Below are 2,602 nucleotides of genomic sequence, written 5' to 3' on the forward strand. Positions count from 1 at the left end.
GTGTGCAGGGCGGTGACAAAACCATCCAATGAAGCGCCCTCGCTTGTGGTGGCGCGGGCGGCGTAAAAGCCAACCAGTTGGATAGGCTGATCCCTTTTGGGGTTGGCGGGGATGTTCGCGGTGGAGGTCTACGCGGCGGTTCGTGATTTTGTTTTCAATCAGGGGAAGAGCCGCCGTGAGGCGGCGCGTGTTTTTGGTCTGAGCCGCGAGACGATCGCGAAGATGTGCCGGTTCTCGCTGCCGCCGGGGTACACGCGCACGAAGCCGGCGGAGAAGCCGAAGCTTGGTCCGCTGTTGCCTGTGATCGATGCGATCCTGGACGCGGACCGGAGTGCGCCGGTGAAGCAGCGTCATACGGCCAAGCGGATCTTCGAGCGCCTGCGCGACGAGCATGGCTTTGCCGGCGGCTACACGGTGGTGAAGGACTACGTGCGGATCGGCCGAGCCCGTGGGCGCGAGACCTTCGTGCCGTTGGCGCATCCACCGGGTCACGCCCAGGTGGATTTTGGCGAAGCGATCGGGGTGATCGGCGGGGTTCGCCAGAAGATCCATTTCTTCTGCATGGACCTGCCGCAGTCGGACGCCTGCTTCGTGAAGGCCTATCCGCGGGAGACGACGGAAGCGTTCCTGGACGGGCATGTCTCGGCCTTCGGCTTCTTCGACGACGGGGTGCCGCTGTCGATCCTGTACGACAACACGCGCATCGCGGTGGCGAAGATCTGCGGCGACGGCCGGCGCGAGCGCACGCGTGCCTTCACCGAGTTGGTGAGCCATTACCTGTTCCGGGATCGCTTCGGCCGCCCGGGCAAGGGCAACGACAAGGGTAAGGTCGAGGGCCTGGTGAAGTTCGCCCGCTCGAACTTCATGACACCGATCCCGGTGGCAGCCAGCTTCGAGGCGTTGAACGCCGGCCTGGCGGAACGCTGCCGTGCCCGGCAGGGCGAGCGGGCCGGACGGCATGCCGGGACGATCGGGAACCGGCTCATCGCCGATCTGGCGGCGTTGCGTCCCTTGCCGGCCGTGCCGCTGGAACCGTGCGAGAAGCGCAGCGCGCGGGTCTCGTCGACCTCACTCGTTCGCTACCGTTCCAACGACTACTCCGTGCCGACCCGCTACGGCTTCCAGGACGTCGTGGTGAAGGGCTTCGTCGACGCGGTCGTGATCCTGTGCGGCGGAGCCGAGATTGCCCGTCACCCGCGCTGCTATGGCGAAGGCGCCTTCGTCTCCAACCCGTTGCATTATCTCGCGCTGATCGAGACCAAGCCCAATGCGCTCGACCAGGCGGCGGCGTTGCAGGGATGGGATCTGCCCGAGGTCTTCCAGCACCTGCGCCATCTGCTGGAAGCTCGCATGGGCAATCGCGGCAAGCGCGAGTTCATCCAGGTCCTGCGGCTGCTGGAGGCGATGTCGCTCGAGGTCGTGACCTTCGCGGTGACCGAGGCGATCCGGCTCGGCGCCATCGGCTTCGACGCGGTCAAGCTGATCGCGCTGGCTCAGATCGAGCGCAGGCCGGCCCGTCTCGATCTGTCTGCCTATCCTCACCTGCCCAGGACGATGGTCAGGACGACCTCGGCCGCCGACTATGCCGTGCTCCTGCCGGAGGAAGCGGCATGACCGGCAACACCAGCCACGCGATGCCGACGGGAACGACCAGCGGCACGCCGCAAGTCCTGCTGGCCCATCACCTCAAGCAGCTGAAGCTACCGACAGTGCTGCGCGAGTACGACAAGGTCGCCCGTGAATGCGCGCGTRATGGCGTCGATCATGCCCGCTATCTGCTGCGCCTGATCGAGCTCGAACTGATCGACCGCGAACGCCGCACGGTCGAGCGCCGGATCCGGGCGGCGCGGTTCCCGGCCGTGAAGAGCTTCGACACTTTCGACTTCACCGCCATCCCCGGCCTCAACAAAATGCTCGTCCTGGAACTGGCACGCTGTGGCTATCTCCTGCGCCGCGARAACATCATCGCGCTCGGCAATAGCGGCACCGGCAAGACCCATGTCGCGCTGGCACTTGGCCTGGCGGCTTGCCAGAAGGGCTTCTCCGTCAGCTTCACAACCGCGGCTTCTCTGGTCAATCAACTCCTGGAAGCCCGCGACGAGAAGCGCCTGCTCAAGCTGCAGCGCGAGTTGCAGGCGGTGAAGCTGCTCATCGTCGACGAACTTGGCTACGTGCCGCTCTCGCCGACCGGCGCCGAGCTCTTGTTCGAGACCTTCTCGCAGCGCTACGAGCGCGGCTCGACCATCGTCACCTCGAACCTGCCCTTCGAGGACTGGACCTCGGTTCTGGGATCGGAGCGTCTCACCGGCGCGCTGCTCGACCGGCTCACCCACCACGTCAGCATCCTGGCCATGAACGGCGACAGCTATCGGCTGAAACAATCCGCCGGCCGCCGGCGCGCCAACGCCGCGGCGGAGCAAAACCAGGCCACGGCCGAACACGTCGATCCCGACACCGGCGAGATCATGGAGAGCTGATCAGAAACGAAAGCGACGATAAGCCAAGGGCCCCGATCGGGGCCCTTGGCTTATCGTCTCACATCGCCAGCGCTGGCCTGGTTTTGCTCCGCCCAAGTGGCCTGGAATCCGGCCGCCGTTGACAT

2 protein-coding genes are annotated in these 2,602 nt (G+C 65.6%); both read left to right on the forward strand.

The window, feature by feature from the left end:
• The first annotated feature begins 111 nt into the window (after positions 1-111).
• A complete protein-coding gene (istA, locus tag AC1DIO_RS35125) occupies positions 112-1,614 on the forward strand; it encodes an IS21 family transposase (RefSeq protein ID WP_476854929.1) in 1,503 nt (500 codons plus the stop codon).
• A 20-nt stretch (positions 1,615-1,634) separates the two neighbouring features.
• The gene (gene istB / locus AC1DIO_RS35130; protein ID WP_476854930.1) at positions 1,635-2,477 is read left to right on the forward strand and encodes an IS21-like element helper ATPase IstB; all 843 of its coding nucleotides are present in this window, start codon (positions 1,635-1,637) and stop codon (positions 2,475-2,477) included.
• Positions 2,478-2,602: the final 125 nt, after the last annotated feature.

It is taken from the genome of Allobosea sp. 05T439 (assembly GCF_056396005.1).